Raw genomic sequence first — 25,340 nt, 5'->3', positions numbered from 1 at the left:
TAATATGCTCCTACTGTGGTAATGGAAAAGTGATTACTTGATTACGGCCATGTTGCTTTGCGTAATAAAGTGCTTTGTCGGCGCACTCAGTAAAAATTTGAGGATTGCTAACATCATCAGCAATGCTGGTGTATACACCAGCGCTAATTGTAAATTGAATATCATTATTGGCAACCGTTACTGTACTGGCTGAGATAGCTGCTCGTATTTTTTCAGCTATGTCTTGTGCACCTTCGCTGGGGGTATTAGGTAATAGCACCACAAACTCTTCACCGCCATAACGAGCAACTTCATCGAGTGGTCGCTTTAAATGATCTTTTATAAGGTCAGATACAGCTTTAATAACTTGATCGCCAATTATGTGTCCGTATGTATCGTTAATGCTTTTGAATCGGTCTATATCAAGCATAACAATACTAAGCGGCGTTTGTTCACGGCGAGACCGACGAAGCTCCATTATTAGCTTTTTATCAAAAAAGCGTCTGTTTTTTATTCCGGTTAAAGCGTCTTCGGTATTGAGTAACTCAAGTGAGCGGTTTTTTTCTTCAAGTTCTCTGAGTGTAATTTGTAATTCAAAGGTGCGTTCGTCGACTTGTGATTCGAGTTCTTGGCGTGTTTTTTCTTGTAACTTTAAGCGCTCTTTAAGTAGCGTATCTTGAGCCGCATTTTCAGCAATCAAGGTTTGCTGAGCAATTACTTCTTCATCACGTTGCAAAATAAATAACTTCATTACACTGTAGCATAGACAAAATGTGCAGCTAAAAAAGCATGTAAATACAAATGCTAATGTACTTCTGTCAAAGGCGTATAGCCCTATTACTGCAACAATAAAATAAAGCATCACCACCAAGAAAAAAACTAATACGAGCAGTAGCGCTTTATTAGGTTTAGAAGGTGATAAACGTATGCACATAAGTGTAGTTGCAATATAAAAGCCTAAAACGATTGGGATAGTAGTTAAGCAAAATAGTGTCACTATATGGTTTGGAAATAGCCAAATAAATAATAACGAGACACCTAATGCGTTAACTACCACTTTTTGAACCGTTAGTAAAAAAGAGGGCTTTGGATGGCAAATTTGCTTTTGTAAAGGCAAAAACATTAAAGCAATAAGCATAAGTAATACAGGGATCATAACTTGCTGTAATGCTGGCAAATTAGGATGAATATATTTTAGGCCAAAGCCACAAATGTAGGCTAATAAACTACCTAATGTGAGGGTAATTAAACCAGCATAAACAAAATAACGTTTACGTGAAAAACTATATAAAACTAAGCAACTCACACCTAAAGAAAATATAAAACCAATCAATAAGCCATAGAGTAAATTAAGTTTACCTTTATGTGCCAAATAAGCTTCTGGTTGCCACAGCGTTAAAGGGACTCGCAAGCCGGAGCTATTCGTCACTCTCATAATAATAATGGTTTCGCTATTTGCAGGGCTAATTAATTTAACTAATAAAGATTCACTCTTAATCGCACGTTTATCAAGGGGGTATGCATCGCCAATTTGGGTGTGAGAAATTAATTGCGAGTTATGTAACTGATATACTTGAACGTCGTTTAGCAGAGGGTTGTTTAGTGACAACAGTTGTTCGGTATTATAACTAAGCGTGTTTTTTATTTTAAATTTTATCCACACAGAACGCTGCTCTAGTCCTAAATTGAGAGGTTTTCCTGTGTTTTTTAGCCACTGTATATGGCCACTTTGTTGTGCACTTAATAGCGATGTTGGTTCAAAAGAGTAATACAGATTATTGATGTTTTGAGAGTTAAAATCGTGTTTTATTATTACCGGGTTTGCGAAAGAGCAAAAAGTGCAAAGGAATACCAATAGGCTTAAAAGTGCCTTTGCATAGGCCATTAACGATCTTCTAAACCAAAAACACGGTGAAAATTTTCTGTAGTTTTACGGGCTACAACTTCTTCATCTATTTGATAAAGTTGTGCAACCGTTTGACAGATATAAGGAAGCAGGGCAGGTTCATTTTTACGCGATTTAGGTTTTGGCTTAACTGTTCGTGGAATTAAAAATGGCGCGTCAGTTTCTATTAATAATCGATCTAGAGGAATACTAGGCACTAGTTGTTGTAAATCTTTACCACGCCTTTCATCACATACCCAACCTGTTATACCAATATACAGACCTAAATCTAAATATTGCTTAAGAGCTACTGAGTTACCCGTAAAGCAATGAAGCACACCGCGAATATTAAACTCTTTTAGAATGCTCAACATATCGTCACTTGCATCACGTTCATGTAAGTAAACAGGTAAATCTAATTTTTCGGCAAGCACTAGGTGGCGTCTAAAAACACTACGCTGTACATCGCGAGGTGAAAAGTCACGGTTATAATCAAGGCCGCATTCACCAATCGCTATGACTTGCTTATTGTTTGCAAGTGCAGTTAATTGTACTTCTAATTCATTCGTCGCCGATTTAGCATCATGCGGGTGGACACCCGCCGTAGAATATTGAAGATGTTTTATCGCAAGTTCAAGTGATTGCTGACTACTTGCAATATCACAACCTATAATAAGCATATTTGTAACCCCGGCTTCGCTTGCGCGGGTAATTACATCACGATGCTGGTCATCAAATTGATGATTAGTTAAGTTAACCCCAGCATCAATTAACGTATATGACATTACTTAGTACGTTTAACGCGAATAGAGCGGTTTTTACCGTCTTTTTTCAGTAAGAAAGAGCTGAATGCACCGCGACTAATTATAATTGTATCATTTTCTTTTAAACGCATGCTGTCAGAGCCAATTTGGCGCCATTGTTGGCCGTTATCTAGTGAAATAATTAACTCGCCATAAGCAGCTTCATCAATTGATGTAATCATGGCTTTTATTTCAGTTTCTTTCTCTACTTGCTCTTCTATTTTATGCTCTAAACCAAAATTGTCAGCTTTTGCCTTTGCTTGAATTGGTGCTGCAGCTACGACTTGAGGCACATTGTTAGCCGTTGGTGGAGTGAGCGTTTTTGTTATTGTTGGCTTTGTTAGTGATTTACCAGCAATTGTATTGTCATAGCAAAGTAATCGGTTAAAGTCATTTTCAATAAAGCTACATGCTTGCAGGGCCTGAGTATTAAATTCAGTTTGCGCAGCAAAAGTAGGCGCACTTAATAAAACCAATAGTGAGAGTAGTTGTTTTTTCATTTTATTCCTCAGATTCTTTTTGTGGTTTGGCGGTATAAAATTTTGCTAAAATTAAACCTAGTTCAAACAAAAGAAGCATCGGAAATGCTAATAATGTTTGTGATAAAACATCAGGCGGTGTTAAAAACATTGCCACTACAAATACACCCACCACGATATAAGGGCGCTTTTCTTTTAAGCTTGTTGTTGTTGTTGCGCCACTCCAGCATAGCAACATAATTGCCACTGGAATTTCGAAAGCGACACCGAATGCAAAAAATAGTTTTAATACAAACCCTAAATAGCTACTTATATCGGGGGCAAGAGTCATCATCTCTGGGCCGGTACTTGTAAAAAAGCCTAAAATAATTGGCAGAACTACAAAATAACAAAAAGCTATGCCGCCATAAAATAATATTATACTTGAGGCGAGAATGGGCATGAGCATTTTCTTTTCGTGCTGATATAACCCCGGTGCTATAAAGCCCCAAATTTGATGCAATATCCACGGAATCGACGCAAATAAAGCGACAAATAAAGTAAGTTTGAAAGGTGCAAAAAAGGGTGCAGTTACATCAGTTGCAATCATAGTCGCAGTACTTGGCAAATGCGAAACTAACGGCTGTGCAACAAAGGCGTAAATATCATTCGCAAAATATACTATGGCAATGAAAATAACTAAAATGCTCAATAGTGCTTTTATTAGCCGATCACGTAACTCAATTAAATGCGCTACAAACCCCGATTTTACTTCCTCAGCCATTATTTTTTATACCATGTAGTAAGTTGACCACAAAGTGAGAGATAAATTTCACTTTTTTTCATCAAGTTGTTGGTTATTTGATGTATCAGGTTGTGTTTTTTTGTAGCTGTGAGTAACTGACTCCGCCGCTTTTTGTAGCTCTGTTAATGAACTTTGTAGCTCAGGGCTTAAATCTTTTAATTCTTGCTGTTCTGCTTTTTTAAGGTTTTCGTGCAGCTCATGAATACGAAGCTCTTCACTTACTTCGGCTTTTACTGAGTTGGCAAGTGATTTAGCGGTTTTAACCCATTTACTCACTGTTCTAATCGCAACAGGTAAGCGCTCAGGGCCGAGCACCACTAAACCCACAATAAAAATAACAACAAGTTCCCACATGCCCATACTAATTAAACCTTATTGTTATCTTTGTTTTTTTCAGTATCGGTTGAGTTGTCAGCAGTGTTTTTTTCTGATTGTTGAATTTGCTCGGATTTCTCTTTTTCGCTCATTTGATCATCCGACATTGCTTTTTTGAAGCCTTTAACAGCGCCTCCAATGTCACCACCCATACCGCGTAGTTTTTTTGTGCCAAAAAGTAAAACTATGATCGCTAAAACAATTAATAATTGCCAAATACTAATACCACCAAAACCCATGGTTTTCTCCAATATATAAAACGGTTAAATGTTTATTTTAAATACTAATTATACGCTCACTAGCGCAAATAGCACCCAGTTTATGCGCTGCGCCATGCCGCTATAAAGCTAATAGCCGATAAGCTTATTGCAATACTTGCAGCTACTAAATCGTGCTGTAAATAACAAAGTGTTGCCATAATCATTGTAGCACTACCAAATAAACTCAATATTAAAGGTTTATGAGATACCTTTTGTTCTTGAGGTTGATGAGCGTGTGGTGCACGCTTTAAATTTTGGTAAATTAGATCAGGTAGTTCAGGCATTTTTTCAGCCCAAAATGGCAAGTTAGCATACATTTGCTTCAGTACTGATAGCGGTCCAACTTGCTGCTTCACCCAATCTTCTAAAAAGGGTTTGGCTGTTTTCCATAAGTCGAGTTGCGGGTAAAGCTGACGCCCTAATCCTTCAACGTATAATAAGGTTTTTTGTAGCAATACTAATTGCGGTTGTACCTGCATGTTAAAACGACGTGCAGTATTAAATAGATTTACGAGCACGTGACCAAATGAAATTTCAGCCAAAGGTTTATTAAATATAGGCTCACAAACTGTGCGAATCGCAAATTCAAATTCTTCAATGCTAGTATCTGGTGGTACCCAACCTGAATCAACGTGTAGCTGTGCAACTTGGCGATAATCACGATTAAAAAAGGCGATAAAGTTTTCAGCTAAATAGCGTTTATCTTCTTTGCTTAACGTACCAACTATACCGCAATCAATACCGATATACATTGGATTTTCAGGATGCTCGCGAGAGACGAATATATTACCAGGGTGCATGTCGGCATGAAAAAAGCTGTCTCTAAACACCTGCGTAAAAAACACTTCTACGCCGCGCTCAGCAAGTAATTTCATATTAGTGTTTTGCGCCAGTAATGCATTCGTATCAGACACCGGTATACCGTAAATACGCTCCATTACCAGCACATTGCTACGGCTATAATCACTGTAAACTGCAGGGATATATAATGAATCAGAGCCTTCAAAATTGCGTTTTAGTTGAATGCCGTTGGCACCTTCTCGCATTAAATCGAGCTCGTCTAGGAGTGTTTTTTTGTATTCTTTAACCACTTCAACGGGGCGTAGACGTTTTGATTCGTTATGGACTTTTGCAAGTACCTTAGCGAGCTTTTCCATTAACGCTAAATCGGCATTAATTTGCTCGTAAATATTGGGTCTAATAACCTTAATGACTACATCTTGTTCAATGCTTTGCTCATCAATAAGCTTTGCTGTATGTACTTGCGCTATAGATGCAGAGGCCAGTGGAGTTTGTGAAAACTCACTAAACAATTCACTTATATCGTTAATTTCTAGCGCTTTTTCTATGATTTTTTGTGCAAGTTCGCCTTCAAATGGCTGAACTTGATCTTGTAAAAATGCAAGCTCTAAAGCGATATCATGAGGGAGTAAGTCACGACGAGTAGAGAGCATTTGGCCAAACTTAATCCAAACAGGACCAAGCTCTTGTAGTGCCAAACGTAAGCGTAGCCCTGCAGGTTTTTCTTTGTGCTGATTACGCAGCCAAAACAAACTGCCACGAGCTACTCTACCAAACCAAGGGATCTTATGTTTTGGAATTAGCTCGTCTAGCCCATAGCTAAGTAAAGTTTTGGTGATGTTATATAAACGTGCAGTCGACACAAAAAATCCTTAGCGGGTGTTTGAAGGTGAAAAAGAGTTTAACAGGGTATTTATACGCTGCTCAACAGCAGCGACTTGGCCTTTGAGTTCTCTATTTTTTTGTTTAAATTGCTCAAGTTCTAATGGGTGAATAGTAATTGCGAGCTCATCTTGGCATAAACTTGTAAGCATTGTACTTATTTTAGTGTTGGTTTTGCTGCTCTTTTGTTTTAGTTTTTTTAAGTGCAGATATAACTGCTGGGCGGGAGTATCACCAATGTATCTAGAGAGCTGTTCAGGCCAATCAATATCAATGCCTGAAAACGCATTACTATAAGTTTGCGCAATATTTAAATCGCCTTGTAAGTTGAGCTTATCTTGGCGAATTAACTGGGTAAGCATAGCTGGGTTTTTAAGAGCTAAAAGCGTGTCTATGTCTGCGCTGATCATACAATCTGCGTTTTCATTATTTTGAGCACTGTATAAGTGTAATTGCTCAGCGCTATAAACAAGTTGGATGCTTTGTTGCCAATCTCTTACTTCAACCACTAAGCGCTGATATTTAACTGCGCTTAGCTTTTGAGATAATTGTGGGTCAAGGCTAAGTGCTTGATTTAGTACACGCTCAATAAGCGAGAGTACAAAACTAGGTAACATAAAAAATTCAGATGGCATTGCATCATTATTATTTTTTGTTATTTTCTCAAGCGCCATAACTGCTAGCCTTAATATTTAAAACCACGATGCAGCGCAACAATTCCGCCTGTGAGGTTTTGGTATGTTGTTTGCTCAAAGCCTGCATCTTCCATCATCGCTTTTAGCGTGTCTTGATCTGGATGCATACGAATAGATTCAGCTAAATACTTATACGATTCACTGTCGTTAGCAACTAGCTTACCCATTGTAGGCAATAAATTAAATGAGTAAAAATCGTAAGCTTTACTAAGTACGTCATGCTCTGGTTTTGAAAACTCTAAAACAAGTAAACGACCACCTGGCTTTAAAATGCGGTACATAGAGCGTAATGCTTTGTCTTTATCGGTAACGTTACGTAAGCCAAAGGCAATAGTGATCACATCAAAGCTATTATCTGGGAACGGCAGCATTTCTGCATTCATTTGTACGTAGTCTATATTGCCCACTAACCCAAGATTATGTAGTTTTTCACGACCAACTTTAAGCATAGATGAGTTTATATCACCTAAAACAACTTGACCCGTTTCGCCCACTAATTGACTAAATTTTGCAGTTAAGTCGCCAGTACCGCCGGCTAAATCGAGTACATGATGGCCTTTACGAACACCTGAGCTTGCAATAGTTTGACGTTTCCATAAACGATGCACACCAAAAGACATTAAATCATTCATTACATCGTATTTTGCAGCTACTGAGTGAAATACATCAGCAACCATAGAAGCTTTGTCGTTCTCGGCTACTGTTTTATAACCAAAATGCGTGGTCTTTTGTTCGGTTTCGTTCATGATTAATCTCTATCGTGACAATAGAGGTTAGTGTACTTTATTGTACGCAGTAGGTGCAATTTGAATATGATTTATCAGGTAATTTATTGCCCTGCAGTGTAACTACTTTGCCCTAATGAACGTGCTTTAAAAGCCGCATGAGATGCTTTTTTTGCTAACTGATTAAAATCATCTTCTTGTTGATGCTGTGCAATTCCTAGTGATAAGCCAATACTTGGTAGCTTGATACCTGTTTTTGAACTAACAAAGCGTAGCTTTTCGACCCCATTTCGTACTTTCTCGGCTATCACATTGGCCGTATCTGGGTCGATGTCGGCGAGCAAAACAGTAAATTGATCTTTAGCTGTGCGACCAGGTAAGCCACTTTGAAAAACATATTTTTGCACTTGCTTAGCTACCTTACTCAAAATGACTTCACCAATAATATCACCATAATTTTTAGTAAAGTGGTCAAGGTTGTCTATTTGAATCGCTATTGCGCAAATAGATTTTTGTTGATTAGTCCACACTTGGGTTTGTTGCGTTAAATAATGGCGCTTATAAAGCCCTGTTTGGCTATCAATAATATGCTGTTTACGAAGTTGAGTTAGGTGCTTTTGTGTTTTTTCGTGTAGTTGTTTGGCTTTGCTTAGTTCTTGCTTAAATTGCTTATGTTGGTTGAGTAATTCGGCGGTTTGATTATGAAGTACTTCAAGCGCTTGACGGCTTTGTTCTATGTTGTTCTCATCTAGCGAATGTACGCATTCGCTTACTTGACCCGCAAAGCGAATTATTTGCTTTTCAGTAGCTTGAGAATTTTGAGAAAGTGAGTTTATAACACCATCAACATTTTGAATCATGTTAACTTGCGCTTTGTGCCCAGTATTTAAAAACTCAGAATGTAGCTGTTCAATTAAAACGCTATCTATATTGTCTTCAACAGCAATAGCACGGTCTAAAGCTTTATTTAGCTTGAGATTAGTTTGACTGGTATAAGCATAAATAACTTGATAATTCAGCGGCGTAGGTGGGAGCGCATAACGCTCTAAAAAAACACACACTTTGGTCATTTTTTCTTGTGCAATAGCCATGGAATCATGGAACATCATTTTTTAAATACCAACTAAGTACGCATAAGTGCAAATTCGAATATCTCATTCCATGAGGCGGTTATGCGTCCGAGCTTTTTATTATTTTTTACTACAGTAATCGTTATGTGCGTTATTTAAAAGTAAAAACAGATGTTAGGGAACTTAAATTTTACTTTAGCAGCTTGATAGCTGTTTTTCTCATCAATTAAGCTTATTATTAACTCTGTTAGTGTCGCTTTTCACTTTAATACACTTGTTTTTAGTAAGGTTTATTAATTAAAGTTGGTCTCATTTACTTGCTATTTATTTAGCCTGCGATAGCTTTGTGAAATTAATAACACTGCTAAGTTACATTATAATGAATCATTTTTTAATTAAGCCACTTCGCCAATATTTATTTGGCATCACGGTTTTGTGCTCATTGAGTGCATGCCAAATAACAACACCAAATGCCAATAAACAATTCACCCAAGTAGCGAAAAGCATTGTCGATTATAGGCAAAGTACTAATCCTTATAGAAACTTAGAGGGAGTTGAAGGTTACTTATTACCAAATTTATCGCCCGAATTTTTAGCACAAGAATATAAAAATAAAACGCGATTACTTGCTGAATTAGACACTATTAATATTGAAAAGCTAAGCGATGAAAATCAAATTAACTTCGATATTATTCGAGCTCAAGTACAAAACAGTGTCGATGAATATGTATTTAATGCGCACTATATGCCGCTCACCTCTGAATATGGGTTTCATTCTGGTTTGTCGTACATAATAAATAGCTCTCAATATAAAAACCCGGAAGATTACCAAGTGTATCTTGCACGATTGGCGCAAGTTCCGCGCTTTTTTGAGCAAAACATGTATTGGATGAAAAAAGGGCTTGAGACTGGGCTTACTCAACCTAAAGCTGTATTGGAAGGTTATGAAGATTCAATTAATGCTTACATTGTTGACGATGTAACTACATCTGAGTTTTATAAACCTTTTTTAACTAATACAGCGGGTTTGAGCGACAGTGAATTTAAAGCACTACAACAAAAAGCCAAAATCATTATAAAAAAAGAGGTTATAAAATCTTATAAAGGTTACTTAGTGTTTTTTACGCAGCAGTATCGACCTTTTGCACGTACAAGTATTGGCATATCAGAAACACCTAATGGCGAAGCGTTTTATAAAAATAGAGCTAAGTACTACACCACCACCGACATGACACCTAAAGAGATTCACGAACTTGGCTTAAAAGAAGTTGAGCGAATTCGTAGTGAAATGGAAAACGTAATAGCAGAGGTAGGTTTTAAAGGCACGTTTGCTGAATTTATCCACTTTTTACGCACTGATCCACAATTTTACGCTACAACACCAGAGCAGCTTTTAAAAGAAGCATCTTATATTGCTAAAAAAATGGATGCACAACTGCCTAAGTTATTTCATACCTTACCGCGCAAACCTTATGGTGTAGCACCTGTACCGGCCAGTATTGCACCTAAATACACAACCGGTCGATATTCAGGCTCTAATCGAGATGATGAAGCAGGGTATTATTGGGTAAATACTTACGCTTTAGATAAGCGTCCTTTGTATGTTTTGGAAGCATTAACGCTGCACGAAGCAGTGCCAGGTCATCATTTACAGATATCACTTAATGCAGAGCTTGAAAATCTGCCGAGCTATCGTCGTGATGCTTACCTTTCGGCATTTGGCGAAGGTTGGGGGCTTTACTCTGAATATTTAGGTTTAGAAGCAGGCTTTTACCAAGACCCATATAGCCGTTTTGGTCGTTTGACGTATGAAATGTGGCGAGCAGCGCGTTTAGTTGTTGATACAGGTATGCATACGTATGGCTGGAGTCGCGAGCGTGCCATGAACTTTATGAGCGAAAATACAGCGCTTTCGTTGCATAACGTTAAAACCGAAACCGATCGTTATATTACATGGCCTGCACAGGCGCTTTCGTACAAAATAGGTGAGCTAACTATTAAGCGTTTACGCGCTGAGGCAGAGCAAGCGCTAGGAAAAAACTTTGATATTCGTGAATTTCATCATCAAATATTACGTCATGGTTCAGTGCCTTTATCAGTGCTAGAAACACAAGTACGCATGTATATAAAAAATGAATCAGTTAAGCTGGAAAGTAAATAAGTATAATTTTAAAAAATGGGTACTGAGTTGTTTTTATAGCTATTTAAGTTACTAGTTTGTTGGTAAGTGTTTGTATTTGTTATTTTAAGCAAGCAAGTTAGTAAATATAATGAGCCATTTAGTTCATTAAAACGGTCAGTATTTATTAGGTATTATTTTAAAAATCACCAAGGGTCATAAATGAGCAATTTTATAATGTTTAGTATCGATATATTTGCAAGTATGTTTATAGTTGTACTCGGGTTCGTTGTGCTTACTGTTATTATTTTTTATATTCGAGATGTAACGCAAACAAAGCATGCTATTAGACGTAATTACCCTGTTATTGGTCGCTTTCGATATTTTTTTGAACGCCAAGGGGAGTTTTTTAGACAGTACTTTTTTGCTCAAGATAGAGAAGAAATGCCGTTTAACCGCGCAGAGCGAAGCTGGGTTTATCGTGCAGCAAAAGATGTTGACCGTACAGCTGCGTTTGGTTCTACGCAAAGCTTAGAAGTAACAGGTACGGTTATGTTTATGAACTGTGCTTTTCCTACTTTAGATGAAGAAGCACTCGACCCGAGCAATGTTACTTTGGGTCCATACTGTAAAACACCTTACACAACCAACTCGTTATTCAATGTATCTGGTATGAGTTTTGGTGCGCTTTCAAAGCCAGCTGTACGAGCCTTATCAAAAGGGGCAAAACTAGCAGGTTGTTGGATGAACACCGGTGAAGGGGGGTTAAGCCCTTATCACTTAGAAGGGGGGGCTGATATTGTTTTCCAAATTGGTACCGCTAAATATGGTGCACGAGACGAGCACGGTAATTTAAGTACTGAAAAACTTAAAGAAATAGCGGCTCACGAACAAGTAAAAATGTTTGAACTTAAAATGAGCCAAGGCGCAAAACCAGGTAAAGGTGGTATGTTACCAGGGCGCAAAGTCAACGCCGAAATAGCTAAAATTAGGGGTATACCAGAAGGGCAAGATTCTATTAGCCCCAATGGTCATCCTGAAATTAAAAACCCAGCCGATATTCTCGATATGATTGCCACTGTACGTAACGCGACAGGAAAGCCTACAGGCTTTAAAGCGGTAATTGGTGCTTACGGATGGTTAGAAACGTTGTTCGCTGAAATAAACCACCGTGGTATAGAGTCTGCACCTGACTTTATTACCATAGATAGTGCTGATGGTGGTACGGGCGCAGCACCACAACCGCTTATGGATTCGGTGGGTTTACCACTGCGCGAAAGTTTACCGCTTGTAGTTAACATGCTTGAAAAACATGGGCTGCGAGATCGTATTAAAATAATCGCCTCAGGTAAATTAATTGTTCCTTCAAAGGTTGCTTGGGCGTTAGCGCTCGGTGCTGATTTTGTTGTATCGGCTCGGGGGCATATGTTTGCACTGGGCTGTATTCAGGCAATGCAATGTAATAAAGATACCTGTCCGACGGGTATCACTACGCATAACGAGCGTTTGCAACGTGGTTTAAATGTAGCTGATAAAGCGCAGCGAGTAGCTAACTATAATAAATACATTCATTACGGAGCTGGGCTAATAGCTCATTCTTGTGGTGTGACTAGTGCACGCGAATTAAAACGTGAACATGTACGTATAGTGCAAGAAAGTGGTTTATCAGAACCGCTCGATAAAATTTACGAAAACTATAAGTAAGTTTTTAACTAACTAAAAAAGGCGCTAATAGCGCCTTTTTAATGTTTTTTAGTTTAATTGGCTTATTAATAAACTAAAAAATGCTTCTTTGTTGTCGCATGTTTGGGCATTCAAAATAAGTTGCTCGCCTAGTGCTAATGTTTGTTTTTGCACTATAAGACGCGCTTTCTCATCATTTATGCTATCTATATCGGTTACATGTGCGAGCCCTATGGTGCGCCTAATTAACTCAGCACCACAGTAGCCAATGGCGTCTTGTAATACGCCCTTTATAAAGTATTCACCGTAGCCTGTAACCTTTAGCGCACCTTCAGTAGTGTGCTCATTTATAAGCGTAAGCCAATGCTGTTCAAATAAGGTATAGCATTCAACAAGGGTGCTTAATAAGTGGGTTTGGTAATTACGACGAGCCACAAAATCTTCAATATGCCCGTATTGTGCGCAGTAATTTAAAAGTAAATTGCCAATAAAAGAGCCAATATCGAACCCAGCAGGTCCAAAAAAACCAAACTCTGGGTCAATCATCTTTGTATTATTACAATCAACAAAAATGCTACCGCTGTGCATGTCACCATGAAGTAATGTTTGCGGGTTAGATAAAAAATTAGCTTTTAGTTTTGCTATTTCTAACTTTAATACGCTGTTTTTGTGTATTGCATCAACTTCGTTTTGTAGTTGCTTTGGGTAGTTATTGCGTTCGTGCTCAATGTACGGATCGCTAAAAAATAAGTCTTCAGTGATTTGGCAGAGCTCAGGATTAGTAAATTGACTAACGAGTGCTTTTTTAGTTTGTGCGGTTAAATAAAAATCTGAATTATAAAAGCCAGTATGGCTTAAGTAGGTCGCTACATGCTGCGCCAATTTAGGAAATTGCTCCGCATTATTTTGTGCAGTGCGCAGTATTTGTAAATTACCTAAATCCTCTAAAATAGTCAGCGCTTGCATTTCACTATAATGTAAAACCCTAGCAGTATAAGTTGGGCAAATAGCGCCATGATTAAGCAAAACTTGCGCTTCTATACGAGCTCTATCAAGTGTTAATGGCCACGACTCGCCCACACAACGCGCGTAAGGCAGAGCTTGCTTCAAAATAACGCTATTGTTTTGCTCATCAGTAATTCTAAATACCAAATTAAGATTGCCATCGCCAAACTCATATGCCGATAAGGTTTGTCCTTGAGCAAAAAAATTACATTGTTTAGATTCAATTAATGTCGATACGTAATCGATAGCGCGCTGTGCGTTAAAAGCAACATAGTTAGTCATGGTTTAAATCTCAAAAATCAGCTTTTAAGCATTCTATACCTTTAAATGTTTAGATGTCTATAAGTCTAACTTGAGAGTTATTCAAAGTGGTGTAAAATAACGTTACGTATTTTTAATACCTTAAGCATTATGCAAAATTTAATCGCAAGCAGTTTAAAATATGAAAACGGGTCGCTTAGTGTGCTCGACCAATATTTACTACCTCACCAGCAGGTATGGCATCAATGCCATGATGTAGAAACCATGAAAGAGCTGATCATTAGTTTAAAAGTACGTGGAGCTCCACTTATTGGTTTAAGCGCGAGCTTGCTAGTGGCGTATTTAGCTGAGCAAGGGGTAGTTAAAAGTGAGCTTGAAAAAGCAATCAATGAGCTAGAAGCCACTCGCCCAACGGCGGTTAATTTAATGCATTGTATGGCGGCATTGCGTAAAGCTTTAACGCAAAGCGATTATGTTGCCAGTATTGTTACCACAGCCGAGCGGTTGTTTATTGAAGATATTGAGCTGTGTGAGCGAATGGCAAACCGTGGCGCCGAACTTATAAATAGTGGCGACAATGTATTAACTCATTGTAATACAGGGGCGCTTGCAACCGCTGGTATTGGTACTGCACTAGGTGTTATCTATAAAGCGCAGCAAAAACATGGCAACGTACATGTGTGGGTTGATGAAACACGGCCATTATTACAAGGCGGTCGCTTAACTGCCTTTGAGCTTGAGCGCTGGAAAATACCTTACACATTAATTTGCGATAATATGGCGGCAAGTTTAATGGCTGCAGGTAAAGTAGATAAAATAGTGGTAGGGGCTGATCGTATTGCTGCCAATGGTGATTTTGCTAATAAAGTGGGCACCTATAATTTAGCCGTACTTGCGTATTTTCATAACATTCCATTTTATGTGGTCGCGCCTATTACGACGCTTGATACCAACACCGCGTGTGGTGATGATATAGAAATAGAGCAACGTAATCCTCAAGAAGTGCGCGGAGTTAGCGGTAGCTTTGGCGAAGCTTTATGGGCGCCCACCAATGCTAATGTATATAACCCTGCATTTGATATAACGCCGGCAAAGCTGGTCACAGGGTGGGTGTTAGATACGGGTGTGTATAACCAAAGTCAGGTAGAAAATGGCGATCTCATAAAGCTTAAGTAACTTCGCGATATTTTTGGTCCACGTTATGTTTATTAGTGTGGACCAAGGTTTTGAATGACTAACTTACGATAATAGCGGAAATTGCTCTGCAATAGACGAGTCAGTACTTTTTGCTACCCAGCCCTCTGTATTGCTAAATAAGCGAATGGCAGTAAACTCAGGGTCGCTTCCCATATCAAACCAATGCGGGGTAAGTTCAGGTACTGAAATTAAATCGCCTTGTTGGCAAAGTACCTGATAAACCTTATTGCCTAAATGCAGGCAAAATAGCCCTTGGCCTTTTACAAAAAAACGCACTTCGTCTTCATTATGAGTATGTTCAAATAAAAACTTTTTGCGTAGCTCTGAAGCGGCAGGATTGCCTTTAGCTAGAGATATAACGTCTACTGTTTGATAGCCATTTTCGATTTTTAACCGATCTATATCGCTTTTGTACGCACTAATAATTTGCTCATGGGTGGTGTGCTCATTAATATCTGCATTTGTTTGCCACTGTTCAAAACGTACGTTTACTTTAGCTAGTTGCTTTGCAATATCATCAGCATTTGATGTGTTTACAAGTGCTTTGTTTGCATTGTTGTCGGCATACACTGTTAATTGGCTCATACTAATTGCCCCAATTTAAATTGGCTAAAGTCATTAATATAAGGGTGTGCTTTAGTGCTTGCTTGCCCATCACGAATTAAATGTAGTGTTTTTAAGCCTGCAGCTTGCGCGGCATCAAGTTCACCGGCTACATCACTTAAAAAGAGTATTTCTGCTGCTTTAAACGGTAATAGCTTAACAATAGTGTTATAGGCTGTTTGTTCTTGTTTTGCGCCAACTTTGGTGTCAAAAAAGTCAGTAAACAAGCTGCTAATGTCGCCATAATCACTGTATTTAAAAAGTAGCTGCTGCGCTTTTACCGACCCTGACGAGTACACATACAAAGTAATATCGTTGTTGTGTTGAGCTTGTAAAAAATCAAATGCATCTGGGTATAAATGACCTTTAAAATCACCGTGTTCATACCCTGTTTGCCAAATTAAGCCTTGTAACTGCTTAAGTGGAGTGATTTTTTTATCTTCATCAATCCAGGTAAGTAAAGTGCTAATGACTTCTTCTATATCGGCGTTTGGCTTTTCGACAAGGGCTTTCACGGCACTAATTTGCTCGGCTACATCAGGCTTATCAGCATTGGCACGTACAAAGGTAGGTAACTGCTTTGCCGCGTAAGGAAACAACACCTCTTTAACAAACGAGATGCGGGTTATTGTGCCTTCGATGTCGGTTAAAATGGCTTTAATCATTTAGTTACTCCCGCTTGAATACCGATTATTTTCAGGCGCTCTAGTTCGCAACTAAATAAAAACTCTAAGGCTTCTAGGTGGCGACGAACTTCATCAATATTACGCCCTACTGCATATAAGCCATGACCACGTATCAGTACGCCGTGCTCTATCGGCGTATGTAAATGATGGTCACTGACCAGCAGGCTTAATCGGTCAATATCTTGATCGTTATCGAAAATAGGAATGCTCAGCGTTTCTAAATGCGAAGTAAAGCCGCTCAGTGCTTTTTGCATTTCATAGCCTGTTAAATCAAGCTGATGCCTTTGGGTAATTTGCGACAGTACGGTGGCGGCTACAGAGTGAGTATGCAAAACACACTGTGCATCAGGTATAAGCTGATACAAACTTAGGTGTAATTGTGTTTCTGCCGATGGCTTTACAGCTCCTGCTAGGCGCTCGCCTTGGTGGTCTAATTGCAAAAAATGCTCTTGCGTAAGTGAGCCTTTATCGTGCCCACTTGCCGTAACAACAAAGCCAGTGCTAGTACGAGCTGAAAAATTTCCACCTGTTGCGGGTACCCAGCCTTTTTGGCTAACCCATTTTCCGGCTTCAATAAGTTGTGAAATAGCGGTATTGTTTTGCATACATTCCTCACTAATGAGCGTAAAGTTAATTGTTTTTAGACGGCTATACTTCTGTTTTAAGCAATGATAGCATCGCTGTAAGCGCAAAACCATCATTAAGGGCATCACGTGTTTGAAAGTAAATTACCAAATTTAGGCGTTAGTATATTTAGCCAAATGAGTGGGTTGGCTAATGAGTTTTCGGCAATTAATCTCTCTCAAGGCTTTCCTGAGTTTGATGCTCCTGATCTTTTAAAAACGCAGTTAAATTATTATGTGCAGCAGGGCGTTAATCAATATTCACCTTCAAGTGGTGTACCACGATTACAGCAACAAATTGCTGATTTAGCAAAGCGTAAATATGCAGCTGCTATAAACGCAGCTGATCAAGTTACTGTTACCTCAGGTGCAACAGAGGCATTGTTTGTGGCTATTCAAACAATCGTGCGCCCCAGTGATGAAGTGATTGTATTTGACCCTGCATATGACTCCTACCAACCCGCAATTGAACTCGCTGGTGGAAAGTCGGTACACATTGCTTTAAGTGCGCCAAATTACACTATTGATTGGCAAGTAGTGAGCCAAGTAATTACTAAAAATACCCGTGCAATTATTATAAATACGCCTCATAACCCAAGCGGTAAAATATTACAGCCACAAGATATAAAAGAGCTTAAAGAGTTAGTTGGTACTCACAATTTGTATGTAATAAGCGACGAGGTATATGAGCACATTACGTTTGATGAACAACCACATTTAAGCGTATTACGCGATGATGAATTATTTGCCAAAAGCTTTGTTGTATCGAGTTTTGGTAAAACGTTTCACAGTACGGGCTGGAAAATGGGTTACTGTATTGCACCTGCCGATTTAGCTGTCGAATTTAGAAAAATTCATCAGTACGTTACGTTTTCAAGTTTTACCCCCGCACAGCATGCGCTTGCCGATATGCTCGAGCAGCAAGGCGAGCATATAGATGAGCTAAGTGGGTTTTATCAGCAAAAACGCGACTTATTAGCGAGCCATTTAAGTAATAGTCGTTTTAAAATTTTACCTAGCCAAGGCACTTACTTTTTATTATTAGATTACAGTGATGTATCGGATTTAAACGATGTTGAATTTTGCCATTGGTTAGTTGAGCAAGCAGGTGTGGCGGCTATTCCGTTAAGTGTGTTTTATCAAAAACCACCAACCGATAAAGTAATTCGCTTATGCTTTGCTAAAAACGACAACACTCTCATAGAGGCTGCGCAAATATTATGTCAACTTTAACCATTACAGCATTGCAAAGCTCGCTTTATTGGCTTGATAAAGACGCTAATTTAGCCATGTTTAATAAACAGCTTGACGCAATTACGCATCAGCCCGATCTTATTTTACTGCCAGAAACATTCTCGACTGGCTTTGCTATTAATTTAGATTGTGCAGAGCCCGAAAATGGTAAAGTACTGACTTGGTTAAAAGCGCAGGCTCATAAACATAATGCGGTTATTGCGGGTTCGGTACTTGTTGCACAAGGCGATAAAAAAGCAAATCGGTTTTATTGGGTAAAACCCGATGGAGAGGTGAGTTATTACGATAAGCGCCATTTATTTCGCTTAGGCAGTGAGGGCGACTACGTTGTAGCAGGGCAAGCGCGCAAAGTTTTTGAAATCAATGGTTTTAAACTATTACCGCAAGTATGTTATGACCTGCGTTTTCCGGTATTTCAACGCAATAATAACGACTACGATGTAATGATAAACGTAGCAAATTGGCCTGCTGTACGCCGCCATATTTGGGATACGTTACTTATGGCGCGTGCAATGGAAAACCTATGCTACGTAGTAGGCGTTAATCGCGTGGGGGAAGACGGTAATGGTGCCTCGCACAATGGCGGTACAGCGGTATACGACTTTAAAGGCGATGCCTTAACTAAAGCGCAAGATAACACTGAGCAGCTAGTTACTATAACACTTGAAAAAGCACCACTGGATGAGTTTAAAGCAACGTTTCCTACCTATTTAGATGCAGACCCTTTTACATTAATATAGACAGGTTAATTTAGCGCAGAGCTAATAAAGTGTTAAAATAGTCGCTGATATTTTTGTTGGCGGCTAATATACATTATGAACACTTTAATCACTCCTGTAATTTTAGCTGGTGGCATAGGCTCTCGCTTGTGGCCGCTTTCTCGCCAAGCAATGCCTAAACAATTTTTACCACTACTAAATGAAAACACGTCATTGCTACAAAGTACGTTGGCGCGTGTTTCTAATGAGTTGTTTGATAATGCTATTTTAGTGTGTAATGAGCAGCACCGATTTATTGCCGCCGAGCAAGCTGCAAGCTCAACTCCTAGTGCATTATTGCTCGAACCCAAAGGTAAAAATACCGCGCCTGCCATCGCATTAGCCGCCCACTATGCACTGCAAAATGGGATTACCGGTCCGCTATTAGTGATGCCTGCCGATCATCATATTAAAAACTTTGATGTATTAACAGCTAAGCTCCCTGAAGCTGTAAAACTTGCTGAGCAAGGAAAGCTAGTTACATTTTCTATTACTCCTACAGAGCCGCATACTGGTTATGGTTATATAAAACAAGGCGCGGCTATTGTTGGAACTGGTTGTTACGATGTTGCTCAATTTAAAGAAAAGCCTGACTTAGATACAGCGAACCGTTATTTAGCTCAAGGTGGTTATAGCTGGAATAGCGGCATGTTTTTATTTACCCCTGCAGCCTATTTAAAAGAGCTCGAGCGGTTTGCGCCAAAAATAGCAACGAGTGTCGCTGCAGCGGCGCAATTTACTAAAGATTTAGGGTTTACCCGCCCAAGCAACAGTGCGCTTGAACACTGCCCAAGCGATTCAATTGATTACGCCATTTTAGAGCGCAGTAATAACGTAGTTGTTATGCCTGTTGATTTAAAATGGAGTGATGTAGGTAGTTTTTCATCCCTTGATACGCTTACAAAAAAAGATGAAAACGGTAATAGTTTAAATGCTAATTATATGGCTCAAAAAAGTACTAATAACTTAGTTATTAACGAGGCTGAACACACTATTGCCACGCTTGGAGTAAGCAATTTAGCAATTATTCATACTCATGATGCCACGTTAATTGCAAACCAAAATGAGCTAGATTCTCTGCCTTTGTTGCTTAAGAAAATTGCTACAACACAGGCTGATAAACTTAATCATCATCAAGTGGTTTTTCGCCCATGGGGGAATTACCGTACTTTGGTTGAAGGCACTGGCTTTAAAGTTAAAAAAATTACTGTTAACAGCGGTGCTAAGCTTTCGACGCAGCGCCATCAGCATCGCGCTGAACATTGGGTGGTGGTTTCGGGTATTGCAAATGTATGTATTAATGAGCAAGCGTATACGCTAACGCATGACCAATCGTGTTATATCGCCGCAAAACAAATTCATAGCTTGGCTAATAATCAAAAAGAGCCGTTAATAGTTATTGAAGTGCAAACCGGTGCTGTACTTGATGAAAGCGATATAGAGCGATTTGATGATAAATATGGAAGGGGTTAAAAAATCAGATCCATGCCAAAAAGGACGTTTCAATATTAATGAGTAAAATAATTTATAAAATAACGACGGATGTTAATCATTTCAGAGTCATATTTCCTGATAGCGAAGCTTTATGTGAACCTGACCTATGGAAGCCTGATGGTTCATCAAAAGAGTCTACACTGATAAATTTTAGTGCCCATTATAATAATGAAAAAGAGACACCCCTAGGTGATTTCACTGCAATTAATTTACAAGGCCTTGCTATAAGGGATCATGTTGCAAATGAGTTAGCTGAACTTTTCGAAGATTCGGGAGAGTTACTTCCTTTCTATGTAGGTGATGACAACTGGTACTTTTATAATGTCACTCGAAAAATAGAGGGTATATTAAATGTTGAGATGAGTACTTTTATGCTGCCAAGTTTAAATATCGGATTACAAAAAGCGGTGTTCAAAAAAGAAAAACTACCAAAGCATAGCTGCATATTTAAAATGCCAGAAGACCGATTTGAAGGCACTTACGTTTTTGACTCTCGTGTAAATGATAAAGATATTACTTTAAACCTCTTTTGTGCCTTGCGAGCACATGGTTTCACAGGTCTTAACTTTGAAGAGGTAGCGAGATTTGATTAACTTAAAGTAAAATTTAAAAAACCTTAACGCTTTTTTAATTTCACTCTAACTGCCCGCGCACAAACTTTAAATATTGCTCTAAGCTGCGTTGCCACAGATCTAACGCTTCATCAAGCATATCGTTGTGTGGCTTTTTATCGAGTAAACGACGTTCTATTTTTTTAAGCTCAATACCATAGCGATTAAAACCAAGTTGCAGAGCGGTACTTGCTTGGCGATGTAAAAGCTTAATGCATTGCTCTGGTTGTTGGTCAATAAGCTTTTGACAGCGAATTAGCTTGTTACGCGCCGAGAGCACAAACTCATTATAAATCGACGATACTTCATCTTCACTAAATGAGCTGGTGAGTGTTTCGGCCGCTGTTTTGTCATACAAGGTATCAATAAGTTCTACTGCAATACTCGCAGTTTGATTAGATTGAGAGTCGCTAAGTGCTTGGCGAAGCTTTTCGTGCTTAATAGGCTTGCCTACAATGTCTTTTATTCCTAATTCTAAATATTCTTTTACTTCGTCAGGGCTAAGGCTTGCAGTAAATGCGAGTACTGGAGTTCGTTGATTTTTATGATCAATGCGTTTTAGACGTTTAAGTACTTCTTGGCCTGTTAAATCAGGTAGGTTCATATCAAGCAAAACAACATCGAAGTGGTGAGCTTGCATGAGCTCTATGGCGCTTTTCCCATCTTTTGCGAGCTTAATTTTGTGCTCATCGTCGGCCATAAATTCTATAGCAATTTTTTGATTTAAATCTAAATCTTCAACCAGTAGTACATCAAGACCTGTTAAGTAATCTTTAGTTTGATGGCGCTGCTCTACAAGGCTTAATTCACCTAAAGTAAAAGTAACGGTAAAGCTAAATACACTACCAGTACCAAGCTGGCTGGCTATTTCGAGTCGGCTACTGAGCTTTTCAAGCAGGCGACTGGTAATAGCTAAGCCAAGGCCAGTTCCGCCTTTTTCTTTTCCTGCGCTACTTTGTACATAAGGTTCTGTTAAGTAGGCTATCTCATCATTTTCTATACCTGGCCCTGAATCTTTGACACTAATTTTTATAGTGTGCTCAAGTTGTTTTTCTAATACTAAATCAACCTGAATTTTAACGGTTCCGTGGTCTGTAAACTTAATGGCATTACCTACTAAATTAATAATTATTTGCCTAAGTTTTTGCTGGTCGCAGTAATAACAGGCTTGCTCAGGAATATTACATATTAGTTCAAACTTGAGTTGCTTTTGCTCGGCGAGAGGGCTTAGTAATAAGCATAAATTATTAAGCCATGTTTTAAACTCTACATCTTCTTCGTAAAGCGCTTCGTCACTTTGATCTAGGCTCGCGTAATCAAGGACCTTATCTACCAATAAGTTAAGTGATTCGGCAGAATTTATAATCGCTTCGCAATAGGCTTTATTGCGGGTATCACTTGTTTGGTTCATAACAAGTTGGGCGCTGCCTAAAATACCGTTTAGCGGGGTGCGAATTTCGTGGCTTATAGTTGATAAAAAGAGCCCGCGTATTTCTAAATCTTTTTGTGCTTTATCGGCTAATTTATTGAGGTGCTGCTCTCTGCGCTCATTACATAATAACGCCATACCTGCAGCATAAAACATGGGAGCAATTACGCCATTTAAAAATAGCAAAGAGCTAAACCAGCCGTTTACTAAAAGATTTTTTTGTTCAATGTTATCCATAAATAACGAGCGGCCAATAAAGCTTAAAGCAACAAGCGTTAAAATGGTTATGTATACAATACTGCCATTAGGATAGGGTTTGCGTGCACACTTGATAAATATAAACAGTAAAAAACCGGCTTCTGCTATGTGTTGTATATCGGATGCAATCACTCTTTCGTGTAAAGATGGGTCAAAAAAGGTGTAATAGCCAAGCATTACAGTGCAAAAAGCGGTCACTGAGCAGAGTAATTTAAAACCAATACCGCGATAATTTAAAAACTGACTAAGTGAAAGGCAGTGTACTATTGATGCGGCAAACATCATGCTACTGGCAGCGCTAATAATTACTAAATTATGTGTATCACCAACAAGAGTAAAGCCAATAACAGAGCCTAATAGCAATATGGGATAGAAAATGTATAGCAGCGTGCCCGATATTTGTTTGTTTGTTCGCCATGTCAAAAAGTTAAGTAAGGTCATTACGACCATGATGGCGATGCTGGCAAAATAAAGAGTGAAGGAGTCGAGCATTAATATTCCAGCAAAGTAGCTATTAAACTAAGGTTATCAAAAGTATACACTTATACCAATCCTCAAAACAGATTACTTAATTAAGCTAATTGGTATTAAATAAGTGTATAGCACATACAAAAACAGACACCTAAGTGTCTGCTTTTAAATTTAAACTAAATATTTGATTAACGAATTTCATCAGGGATATTTTGTTGTGCCCACGATAGAAGTTCAATACGGTTACGACATTTGGTTTTTCTAAATGCGCTGTATAAATGTGTTTTAACAGTATGTGGACTAATACTTAAATCTTCTGCGATCTCTTTATTTTTCGAACCTTTACTCATTAGTGAGATTATTGCTTTTTCTCGCTTAGTAAGTTTAACAGGCTCAATATCACCTTCGGTTAGTTTATGCAGCGCATCTTTATTAAATTGCAGCATACGATTTAATGCATTACACATAATATCGCGACGGTACCAAAGTTGATCTTCAAGTAGTAAGCGAATACCTTTCATTAATACATCGGCGTTATCTGTTGTGTAAAATACGCCACGAATACCGCTTAACAATGCACGATTAGCAAGCTCAGGGTTTTCGTCTAAATTAAATAATATGATATCGCATTTAATACGTAGGTTTACTAGTTGTTCTTTTAGTTTTCCCCATGCATCCTTGCTTGATGTTTCAATAAACAAAAGTCGAGTCCCTTCAGGTATGTCTAAAATATTAGTACCTGTGGTTACGTCAAGGCCTTGCGTTTTTAACAAAGGTTCTAAAACGTTAATACCAATAGTGTTAATTGGCTCTTGATCTAATAACAAAAAGGCTGAACTGCTCATGTTTTTTATACTCTTTTATAAAGCTGACTGACTAAGTTTACCACGACTTCCACACCTTTTGTATTAGAAAATCGCTGATGTACTCAATAACAAATACGATATTACGATTATTTAAACACAAAATGTTGCAAATAAGTAACTATTTATTCTTTATAACTATGAAAATTATAACATTTGTAACTAATTAATTGAGTGGAACAATTTAATAAAAACTTTTAATTATTTTACTTTTTTTACATTTTGATAAGGTGGCCAGCCCATTTCTTTACCGCCAAGCATGTGTAAATGTATGTGATAAACAGTTTGCCCACCATGTTCGTTACAGTTCATAACTACGCGGTATCCGTCCTCAGCAAAATTATGTTGCTTAGCTAATTTAGCTGCAACTACGTATAAGTTGCCTACTAAATGTGAGTTTTCAGGATTTATATCATTTATAGTAGCAATTGCTTTTTTTGGGATAATTAACACATGAAATGGCGCTTGTGGGTTTATATCTTTAAATGCGAGAGTGTTTTCATCTTCGTAAATAATATCTGCTGGAATTTCACGATTAATGATTTTGGTAAAAATAGTTTCTTGGCTCATAGTGTGTTCCTAATTAAGTGTTGTGAATTTTAAGCTCACTAATGACAAACTTTCAAAGCAGTGTCAAACTGAAATCAAATAAAGGAGTTGATATGCTTAAACCAATTTTAATAAGTAGTGCAGTTGCATTACTACTTAGTTTTTCGGCTAATGCTGAGAATATTCACTTTCCAGAAGAATTTGTACCACTGCAAGTGGGCGATAAAATGCTAGAAAGCTCTTTGTTTAGTCGTATTGATGATGTAGAGCTTGCTCCCGGAACTTATCAGCTTAGGCTAAAGTACACCGATTTATATGAAGATGATTATGACACGCATGAAGTTGTGGAGTCGGAACCATTTTGGGTAAGTGTAACTGTTGAAGCAGGTAAAGATTATACCTTAGTGTTTAATCGTGCTGAAAATTCAGTATCTGCAAAAGTATTTGCAGAAGCACCACAAGTTAGTTTAAAAGCAAAAAGTAGCGCTGTTGCTAAGCCTTTAAGTGTTATTTCTAACACGCAGCTAGCAAGCAATAAACCGGTAATGCAAAATACAATGCCTGCAGGACCTTCACGTCCTAGTCAGCCAATAAAGCCGATAGCACCAATTACAGGTAAAGGAATGCCAAGTGCGCCGCAAATGCTTGATTTTTGGTGGCAACAAGCTACAACTACAGAGCGTAAAGCTTTTTTAGAAAAAGTAACAAAGTAAAATAACAGAAAAACAAAAAGGGCCA

The 25,340-nt window shown here is 38.4% G+C and carries 25 protein-coding genes; 8 read left to right on the top strand and 17 right to left on the bottom strand.

Translation table 11 applies throughout. The features are described from left to right. Positions 1–10: 10 nt before the first annotated feature. The 10 genes from AAEY62_RS07090 to AAEY62_RS07045 form a co-directional block, all read right to left on the bottom strand. The gene (locus tag AAEY62_RS07090) at positions 11–1,864 is read right to left on the bottom strand and encodes a sensor domain-containing diguanylate cyclase (RefSeq protein ID WP_024589475.1); all 1,854 of its coding nucleotides are present in this window, start codon (positions 1,862–1,864) and stop codon (positions 11–13) included. Then, positions 1,864–2,649 (bottom strand): TatD family hydrolase, encoded by a 786-nt coding sequence (locus tag AAEY62_RS07085; protein WP_024589474.1) that lies wholly within the window; start codon positions 2,647–2,649, stop codon positions 1,864–1,866. Before AAEY62_RS07085 ends, AAEY62_RS07090 begins: the two co-directional genes overlap by 1 nt. Next, entirely contained in the window at positions 2,649–3,167 is a 519-nt protein-coding gene (locus AAEY62_RS07080; protein WP_024589473.1) for a hypothetical protein, read from the bottom strand. Before AAEY62_RS07080 ends, AAEY62_RS07085 begins: the two co-directional genes overlap by 1 nt. A gap of 1 nt (position 3,168) precedes the next feature. Beyond that, positions 3,169–3,909 carry a twin-arginine translocase subunit TatC gene (tatC, locus tag AAEY62_RS07075; RefSeq protein ID WP_024589472.1) on the bottom strand — a complete coding sequence of 247 codons (741 nt, stop codon included), beginning with the start codon at positions 3,907–3,909 and terminating at the stop codon, positions 3,169–3,171. Positions 3,910–3,957: 48 nt separating this feature from the next. After that, positions 3,958–4,290, bottom strand: a complete 333-nt coding sequence (tatB, locus tag AAEY62_RS07070) for a Sec-independent protein translocase protein TatB (protein ID WP_024589471.1) — start codon at positions 4,288–4,290, stop codon at positions 3,958–3,960. A gap of 5 nt (positions 4,291–4,295) precedes the next feature. Then, positions 4,296–4,544 carry a Sec-independent protein translocase subunit TatA gene (tatA, locus tag AAEY62_RS07065; RefSeq protein ID WP_004334954.1) on the bottom strand — a complete coding sequence of 83 codons (249 nt, stop codon included), beginning with the start codon at positions 4,542–4,544 and terminating at the stop codon, positions 4,296–4,298. A gap of 80 nt (positions 4,545–4,624) precedes the next feature. Continuing rightward, positions 4,625–6,229, bottom strand: a complete 1,605-nt coding sequence (gene ubiB / locus AAEY62_RS07060) for a ubiquinone biosynthesis regulatory protein kinase UbiB (protein WP_024589470.1) — start codon at positions 6,227–6,229, stop codon at positions 4,625–4,627. A gap of 9 nt (positions 6,230–6,238) precedes the next feature. Further along, complete coding sequence (locus tag AAEY62_RS07055) at positions 6,239–6,922, bottom strand: ubiquinone biosynthesis accessory factor UbiJ (protein ID WP_024589469.1); 684 nt, start codon at positions 6,920–6,922, stop codon at positions 6,239–6,241. Positions 6,923–6,933: 11 nt separating this feature from the next. Beyond that, positions 6,934–7,689, bottom strand: a complete 756-nt coding sequence (gene ubiE / locus AAEY62_RS07050; RefSeq protein ID WP_024589468.1) for a bifunctional demethylmenaquinone methyltransferase/2-methoxy-6-polyprenyl-1,4-benzoquinol methylase UbiE — start codon at positions 7,687–7,689, stop codon at positions 6,934–6,936. Between the two features lie 83 nt (positions 7,690–7,772). After that, positions 7,773–8,759, bottom strand: a complete 987-nt coding sequence (locus AAEY62_RS07045) for a GGDEF domain-containing protein (protein ID WP_024589467.1) — start codon at positions 8,757–8,759, stop codon at positions 7,773–7,775. A gap of 358 nt (positions 8,760–9,117) precedes the next feature. Between AAEY62_RS07045 and AAEY62_RS07040 the strand changes: the two genes are divergently transcribed. After that, positions 9,118–10,899, top strand: coding sequence for a DUF885 domain-containing protein (locus AAEY62_RS07040; RefSeq protein WP_024589466.1), 1,782 nt, complete (start codon positions 9,118–9,120; stop codon positions 10,897–10,899). A 180-nt stretch (positions 10,900–11,079) separates the two neighbouring features. After that, positions 11,080–12,561, top strand: coding sequence for an FMN-binding glutamate synthase family protein (locus AAEY62_RS07035; protein ID WP_024589465.1), 1,482 nt, complete (start codon positions 11,080–11,082; stop codon positions 12,559–12,561). A gap of 48 nt (positions 12,562–12,609) precedes the next feature. Here the strand turns inward: AAEY62_RS07035 and mtnK are convergent, their stop codons facing one another. Beyond that, positions 12,610–13,827 (bottom strand): S-methyl-5-thioribose kinase, encoded by a 1,218-nt coding sequence (gene mtnK, locus AAEY62_RS07030; protein WP_024589464.1) that lies wholly within the window; start codon positions 13,825–13,827, stop codon positions 12,610–12,612. A 129-nt stretch (positions 13,828–13,956) separates the two neighbouring features. Here mtnK and mtnA point away from each other — a divergent pair, with 129 nt between their 5' ends. Then, positions 13,957–14,982, top strand: a complete 1,026-nt coding sequence (gene mtnA / locus AAEY62_RS07025) for an S-methyl-5-thioribose-1-phosphate isomerase (RefSeq protein WP_024589463.1) — start codon at positions 13,957–13,959, stop codon at positions 14,980–14,982. A 63-nt stretch (positions 14,983–15,045) separates the two neighbouring features. Here mtnA and AAEY62_RS07020 read toward each other — a convergent pair whose 3' ends face one another. From AAEY62_RS07020 to AAEY62_RS07010, 3 genes are read right to left on the bottom strand one after another with little or no spacing between them, the layout of a single operon-like run. After that, a complete protein-coding gene (locus AAEY62_RS07020) occupies positions 15,046–15,588 on the bottom strand; it encodes a 1,2-dihydroxy-3-keto-5-methylthiopentene dioxygenase (RefSeq protein WP_024589462.1) in 543 nt (180 codons plus the stop codon). Continuing rightward, a complete protein-coding gene (gene mtnC, locus AAEY62_RS07015; RefSeq protein ID WP_024589461.1) occupies positions 15,585–16,271 on the bottom strand; it encodes an acireductone synthase in 687 nt (228 codons plus the stop codon). The genes AAEY62_RS07020 and mtnC overlap by 4 nt, the downstream gene beginning before the upstream one ends. Then, positions 16,268–16,897: a methylthioribulose 1-phosphate dehydratase gene (locus AAEY62_RS07010; RefSeq protein ID WP_024589460.1), complete on the bottom strand. Its 630-nt coding sequence runs from the start codon at positions 16,895–16,897 to the stop codon at positions 16,268–16,270. Before AAEY62_RS07010 ends, mtnC begins: the two co-directional genes overlap by 4 nt. A 108-nt stretch (positions 16,898–17,005) precedes the next feature. Here AAEY62_RS07010 and AAEY62_RS07005 point away from each other — a divergent pair, with 108 nt between their 5' ends. The 4 genes from AAEY62_RS07005 to AAEY62_RS06990 all read left to right on the top strand — a co-directional run bounded on the left by AAEY62_RS07005 (position 17,006) and on the right by AAEY62_RS06990 (position 21,014). Next, positions 17,006–18,148: a methionine aminotransferase gene (locus tag AAEY62_RS07005; RefSeq protein ID WP_197237278.1), complete on the top strand. Its 1,143-nt coding sequence runs from the start codon at positions 17,006–17,008 to the stop codon at positions 18,146–18,148. After that, positions 18,136–18,909 (top strand): amidohydrolase, encoded by a 774-nt coding sequence (locus AAEY62_RS07000; RefSeq protein WP_024589458.1) that lies wholly within the window; start codon positions 18,136–18,138, stop codon positions 18,907–18,909. The genes AAEY62_RS07005 and AAEY62_RS07000 overlap by 13 nt, the downstream gene beginning before the upstream one ends. Positions 18,910–18,984: 75 nt before the next feature. Then, the gene (locus tag AAEY62_RS06995; RefSeq protein WP_350634745.1) at positions 18,985–20,400 is read left to right on the top strand and encodes a mannose-1-phosphate guanylyltransferase/mannose-6-phosphate isomerase; all 1,416 of its coding nucleotides are present in this window, start codon (positions 18,985–18,987) and stop codon (positions 20,398–20,400) included. Positions 20,401–20,438: 38 nt separating this feature from the next. Further along, positions 20,439–21,014 carry a hypothetical protein gene (locus AAEY62_RS06990; protein ID WP_165723036.1) on the top strand — a complete coding sequence of 192 codons (576 nt, stop codon included), beginning with the start codon at positions 20,439–20,441 and terminating at the stop codon, positions 21,012–21,014. A 40-nt stretch (positions 21,015–21,054) separates the two neighbouring features. Here AAEY62_RS06990 and AAEY62_RS06985 read toward each other — a convergent pair whose 3' ends face one another. The 3 genes from AAEY62_RS06985 to AAEY62_RS06975 form a co-directional block, all read right to left on the bottom strand. Continuing rightward, on the bottom strand, positions 21,055–23,211 hold the full coding sequence (locus AAEY62_RS06985) for a response regulator (protein ID WP_024589456.1): 2,157 nt from the start codon (positions 23,209–23,211) through the stop codon (positions 21,055–21,057). A 167-nt stretch (positions 23,212–23,378) separates the two neighbouring features. Next, on the bottom strand, positions 23,379–24,035 hold the full coding sequence (locus AAEY62_RS06980; protein ID WP_004334929.1) for a helix-turn-helix transcriptional regulator: 657 nt from the start codon (positions 24,033–24,035) through the stop codon (positions 23,379–23,381). A 219-nt stretch (positions 24,036–24,254) separates the two neighbouring features. Beyond that, positions 24,255–24,623 (bottom strand): histidine triad nucleotide-binding protein, encoded by a 369-nt coding sequence (locus AAEY62_RS06975; protein WP_007579887.1) that lies wholly within the window; start codon positions 24,621–24,623, stop codon positions 24,255–24,257. Between the two features lie 92 nt (positions 24,624–24,715). Between AAEY62_RS06975 and AAEY62_RS06970 the strand changes: the two genes are divergently transcribed. Further along, on the top strand, positions 24,716–25,315 hold the full coding sequence (locus tag AAEY62_RS06970; protein ID WP_024589455.1) for a DUF2057 domain-containing protein: 600 nt from the start codon (positions 24,716–24,718) through the stop codon (positions 25,313–25,315). Positions 25,316–25,340: the final 25 nt, after the last annotated feature.

The sequence above is a fragment of the Pseudoalteromonas sp. GW168-MNA-CIBAN-0100 genome, assembly GCF_040309225.1.
Lineage (GTDB): Bacteria > Pseudomonadota > Gammaproteobacteria > Enterobacterales > Alteromonadaceae > Pseudoalteromonas > Pseudoalteromonas arctica.
Note: the sequence above shows the minus strand (reverse complement) of the source record. Positions and strands in the feature narration are given on the sequence as shown.

Excerpts from the sequence above, each read along its gene's own strand:
- AAEY62_RS07010 (WP_024589460.1), bottom strand. The coding sequence starts at position 16,897 with ATGCAAAACAATACCGCTATTTCACAACTTATTGAAGCCGGAAAATGG.
- AAEY62_RS07035 (WP_024589465.1), top strand. The coding sequence starts at position 11,080 with ATGAGCAATTTTATAATGTTTAGTATCGATATATTTGCAAGTATGTTT.
- tatB (WP_024589471.1), bottom strand. The coding sequence starts at position 4,290 with ATGGGCATGTGGGAACTTGTTGTTATTTTTATTGTGGGTTTAGTGGTG.
- AAEY62_RS07000 (WP_024589458.1), top strand. The coding sequence starts at position 18,136 with ATGTCAACTTTAACCATTACAGCATTGCAAAGCTCGCTTTATTGGCTT.
- AAEY62_RS06990 (WP_165723036.1), top strand. The coding sequence starts at position 20,439 with ATGAGTAAAATAATTTATAAAATAACGACGGATGTTAATCATTTCAGA.
- AAEY62_RS07045 (WP_024589467.1), bottom strand. The coding sequence starts at position 8,759 with ATGGCTATTGCACAAGAAAAAATGACCAAAGTGTGTGTTTTTTTAGAG.
- mtnA (WP_024589463.1), top strand. The coding sequence starts at position 13,957 with ATGCAAAATTTAATCGCAAGCAGTTTAAAATATGAAAACGGGTCGCTT.
- mtnK (WP_024589464.1), bottom strand. The coding sequence starts at position 13,827 with ATGACTAACTATGTTGCTTTTAACGCACAGCGCGCTATCGATTACGTA.
- AAEY62_RS06975 (WP_007579887.1), bottom strand. The coding sequence starts at position 24,623 with ATGAGCCAAGAAACTATTTTTACCAAAATCATTAATCGTGAAATTCCA.
- AAEY62_RS06970 (WP_024589455.1), top strand. The coding sequence starts at position 24,716 with ATGCTTAAACCAATTTTAATAAGTAGTGCAGTTGCATTACTACTTAGT.
- AAEY62_RS07040 (WP_024589466.1), top strand. The coding sequence starts at position 9,118 with ATGAATCATTTTTTAATTAAGCCACTTCGCCAATATTTATTTGGCATC.
- AAEY62_RS07085 (WP_024589474.1), bottom strand. The coding sequence starts at position 2,649 with ATGTCATATACGTTAATTGATGCTGGGGTTAACTTAACTAATCATCAA.
- AAEY62_RS06985 (WP_024589456.1), bottom strand. The coding sequence starts at position 23,211 with ATGCTCGACTCCTTCACTCTTTATTTTGCCAGCATCGCCATCATGGTC.
- AAEY62_RS06980 (WP_004334929.1), bottom strand. The coding sequence starts at position 24,035 with ATGAGCAGTTCAGCCTTTTTGTTATTAGATCAAGAGCCAATTAACACT.
- mtnC (WP_024589461.1), bottom strand. The coding sequence starts at position 16,271 with ATGATTAAAGCCATTTTAACCGACATCGAAGGCACAATAACCCGCATC.
- ubiE (WP_024589468.1), bottom strand. The coding sequence starts at position 7,689 with ATGAACGAAACCGAACAAAAGACCACGCATTTTGGTTATAAAACAGTA.
- AAEY62_RS07080 (WP_024589473.1), bottom strand. The coding sequence starts at position 3,167 with ATGAAAAAACAACTACTCTCACTATTGGTTTTATTAAGTGCGCCTACT.
- AAEY62_RS07055 (WP_024589469.1), bottom strand. The coding sequence starts at position 6,922 with ATGGCGCTTGAGAAAATAACAAAAAATAATAATGATGCAATGCCATCT.
- tatA (WP_004334954.1), bottom strand. The coding sequence starts at position 4,544 with ATGGGTTTTGGTGGTATTAGTATTTGGCAATTATTAATTGTTTTAGCG.
- AAEY62_RS06995 (WP_350634745.1), top strand. The coding sequence starts at position 18,985 with ATGAACACTTTAATCACTCCTGTAATTTTAGCTGGTGGCATAGGCTCT.
- AAEY62_RS07020 (WP_024589462.1), bottom strand. The coding sequence starts at position 15,588 with ATGAGCCAATTAACAGTGTATGCCGACAACAATGCAAACAAAGCACTT.
- tatC (WP_024589472.1), bottom strand. The coding sequence starts at position 3,909 with ATGGCTGAGGAAGTAAAATCGGGGTTTGTAGCGCATTTAATTGAGTTA.
- AAEY62_RS07090 (WP_024589475.1), bottom strand. The coding sequence starts at position 1,864 with ATGGCCTATGCAAAGGCACTTTTAAGCCTATTGGTATTCCTTTGCACT.